Raw genomic sequence first — 3492 nt, forward strand, 5'->3', positions numbered from 1 at the left:
GCCGCCGCCCTGGCCGGACCCCGCAGGCCCGACCACCCCCAACTGCCCACCGTCCACGGGCAAACCCTCACCGGCCACGACGACTCCTCTCCGTAGTGATTCCGCTACCAGGGCGACCCAGCGTGGCCTACAGTCGGACGCTCCTCAACGTTTCAGGAAAGGACGAAAGGTCGGTGTTAGGCCGTTGAACATCAAGGAGTTGGACCCGGACAGCTCGCCTCAAGCCGCCTTCGGCGCACGTCTCCGCACGTCACGCACGGAGCGCGGCTGGACGCAGGACCGCCTGGGTGACCAGATGGGATACTCCAGCACCCACATCTCCTCCGTCGAAACTGGACACAAGTCCCCAACCTTGCGCTTCTCGCGACATGCTGACGCAGCGTTGGGTACAGGTGACCTGTTCGAGCGCCAGTGGCACGAAATGCGCCACGGCGCACTGCTGGAGGGCTTTCCTCAGTTCATCGACCACGAGGGGCGAGTAGCGGAGATCCGGCTGTACGAGGTGGGCGTCATACCTGGACTGCTCCAGACGCCCGAGTACGCGGCGGTCCTCGCCGGTAGCGCGGTGAAGCGGGGTGCGATCACGCGCGAGCAGGCGGATGAGCGGGTAGCGCTCGTCGCTGAGCGACAAGCCGCCCTCGTCCGCACGCCACCGCCGCTGGTGTTCGCCGTACTCGACGAGAGTTGCGTCCGCCGTCCCATCGGTGAACCGGAGGTGATGGATGAACAGCTCGCCCGGCTGGTCGAGTTCGCCGACCAGCCGAACACCGTCCTCCAGGTCGCCACCTTCGACATGGGCGCCAGGCGACCGTTCAACCTTCCCATAACGGTCCTCACGTCGCCGGACCGCTCCCTGATGGCCTACTCCGAGTCGGCCCAACGGGGCCATCTTGAGCGAGAACTCGCCTTCGTGCTGCCCATGTTGACGGCCTACCATCAACTACAGGCCGAAGCGCCCTCGCAGGCGGCCTCCGTGGCAATGATCAACCAGTTGCGAAAGGGCACCCCGTGACGACCGAATCCCCCCGCTGGTTCAAGTCCTCCTACAGCGACAACGGCGGCCAGTGCGTTGAGGTCGCGGCCAACCTCGCCGCCTCCCACGGCGTGGTCCCCGTCCGCGACTCCAAGCACCCGACCGGCCCAGCCCTGGCCCTCCCCACCCTCGCCTTCACCACCTTCGTCACAAGCATCAAAACCGGCACCCTCTCCACCCTCTGATCCCCACGGGGCACAGCCCTGCCGGACTTCGCAACACAGGAACCGCTTCGCCCTATTCATGACGACTTGCCGGGATCAATGAAAGTGAGTGAAAACCACCCTCCCCCGCCACAAACCCGCAGGTCATCTAGTCTGCTCCCCGCTCACGCGGGGATGGTCCCTTGGTGCCGTAGGGCGCCGCGACGGGCTTCGCCCTGCTCCCCGCGCACGCGGGGATGGTCCCCCATTCGGGACGTCCTGGCCGTCGGTGACGACCTGCTCCCCGCGCACGCGGGGATGGTCCCTGACAATGCGTATCTTCGGACGCGAGCCTGCGCTGCTCCCCGCGCACGCGGGGATGGTCCCGATTCCGAGTGGGCGCGGTTCCCCACCTTCCACTGCTCCCCGCGCACGCGGGGATGGTCCCTGGCCACGCGTCGAAACCAACCCGAGCTTCCTCTGCTCCCCGCGCACGCGGGGATGGTCCCGACGGCGGGGCGAGGGTGACGTTCACCGGTCTCTGCTCCCCGCGCACGCGGGGATGGTCCCGGCAGCACCGCCCGCACCGAGGCCGGCAAACCCTGCTCTCCGCGCACGCGGGGATGGTCCCTCGGGGTCGGGGCGACCCCACGGCCGGTACAGCTGCTCCCCGCGCACGCGGGGATGGTCCCTTCATGGACGTTTCCATGAAGTCGAAGACGTTCTGCTCCCCGCGCACGCGGGGATGGTCCCGTCACCCGACCGCGCCGGGCCCACATCCGGTACTGCTCCCCGCGCACGCGGGGATGGTTCCTGGTCCCGTTTCTGGCGGCAGGGGACGCTTCTAGTGCGAGCAACAGCGACGGCGACGCGTGCGCCTTGGGTTCGGGGAACGTGGCTGCGGGGTGGCGATCTTGGCGGGAGACTGGCCGGTATGAGGACAGCGTTTCGCGTGGAGACCGTGCGCGCCGCCGAGCGCGCGTTGATGGACCGGCTTCCTGAGGGGGAGTTGATGCGGCGGGCGGCGGCCGGGCTGGCCGCCGCGGCGGCCGGACTGCTCGGCCGGGTCTACGGCAGCCGGGTGCTGCTGCTCGTCGGCAGCGGCGACAACGGGGGCGACACCCTGTACGCGGGTGCCCGGCTCGCGCGGCGCGGCGCCGGCGTCACCGCCCTGCTGCTCTCGCCTGACCGGGCGCACCCCGGCGGGCTCGCCGCGTTGCGCGCCGCCGGCGGCCGGGTGCTGCCGGCCACCGAGGCGGCCCCGGGCACCCTCGCCGCCGACCTCGTACTGGACGGCATCACCGGTATCGGCGGCCGTGGCGGGCTGCGGCCCGAGGCTTCGGACCTGGTGGGCCGGTTGACCGCGCCGATCCTCGCCGTCGACCTGCCGAGCGGCGTCGATGCCGACACCGGCGAGGTGCCCGGCGAAGCCGTGCACGCCGCCGCGACCGTCACCTTCGGGGCGTACAAGCCGGGGCTGCTTGTCGACCCCGGCCGTGAGCTGGCCGGGGCTCTGCGGCTTGTGGACATCGGTCTCGGGCCGTACCTGCCGGCCGAGGCCGACCTGCTGGCGCCGCAGCACGCGGACGTGGCGGCGCTGCTGCCGCGTCCGGCCGCCGAGAGCGACAAGTACCGGCGCGGCGTCGTCGGTGTCGCGGCGGGGTCGGCGCGGTATCCGGGGGCGGCGGTGCTGGCCGTCGCCGGTGCGCTGCGCGGCGGCGCGGGCGCCGTGCGGTATACCGGGCACGCCGCCGACGTGGTGATCAACCGCTTTCCGGAGACGCTGGTCTCGGATGGTGGCCCGCACCGGGCGGGGCGGGTGCAGTCCTGGGTGGTCGGCCCCGGGCTCGGCTCCGGCGGCGAGGCCGAGCGGACCGTCGCCGAGGCGCTGGACGCGGACGTACCGGTGCTGGTCGACGCGGACGCGCTGCGGCTGCTCAGCCCGGAGCGGGTGCGCGCCCGCTCGGCGCCGACCGTGCTCACCCCGCACGCCGGGGAGGCCGCCGCGCTGCTGGACCGCCCGAGGGCGGAGGTCGAGGCCGCCCGGTTGGGCGCCGTCCGGGAACTCGCGGACCGCTTCGGGGCGACGGTCCTGTTGAAGGGATCGACGACACTCGTCGCGCCGGGCGGCGGCGGCGCCGACGCCGCGCCGGTGCGGGTCAACCCGACCGGCACGCCGTGGCTCGCCACGGCCGGCAGCGGAGACGTGCTGTCCGGTCTGATCGGCGCCCTGCTGGCGGCTGGCCTCGCGCCCGTCGACGCTGCCAGCACCGGTGCCTACCTCCACGGCCTCGCCGCCCGCGAGACCCCCACCCC

At 72.1% G+C, this 3492-nt stretch carries 3 protein-coding genes and 1 CRISPR repeat array; all 3 genes read left to right on the top strand.

Features of this window, described 5'->3' with window-relative positions; all coding sequences use genetic code 11:
- Positions 1-184: 184 nt before the first annotated feature.
- A complete protein-coding gene (locus FNX44_RS25100) occupies positions 185-1012 on the top strand; it encodes a helix-turn-helix domain-containing protein (RefSeq protein WP_143651279.1) in 828 nt (275 codons plus the stop codon).
- Positions 1009-1218 carry a DUF397 domain-containing protein gene (locus tag FNX44_RS25105; RefSeq protein WP_143651280.1) on the top strand — a complete coding sequence of 70 codons (210 nt, stop codon included), beginning with the start codon at positions 1009-1011 and terminating at the stop codon, positions 1216-1218. Before FNX44_RS25100 ends, FNX44_RS25105 begins: the two co-directional genes overlap by 4 nt.
- Before the next feature lie 132 nt (positions 1219-1350).
- Positions 1351-1990: a CRISPR direct-repeat array (repeat unit 29 nt; unit sequence CTGCTCCCCGCGCACGCGGGGATGGTCCC).
- A 120-nt stretch (positions 1991-2110) separates the two neighbouring features.
- The coding region (locus tag FNX44_RS25110) for an NAD(P)H-hydrate dehydratase (RefSeq protein ID WP_143651281.1) at positions 2111-3492 on the top strand (1382 nt) is incomplete at its 3' end.

The sequence above is a fragment of the Streptomyces alkaliterrae genome (assembly GCF_007097205.2).
Taxonomy (GTDB): Bacteria; Actinomycetota; Actinomycetes; order Streptomycetales; family Streptomycetaceae; genus Streptomyces; species Streptomyces alkaliterrae.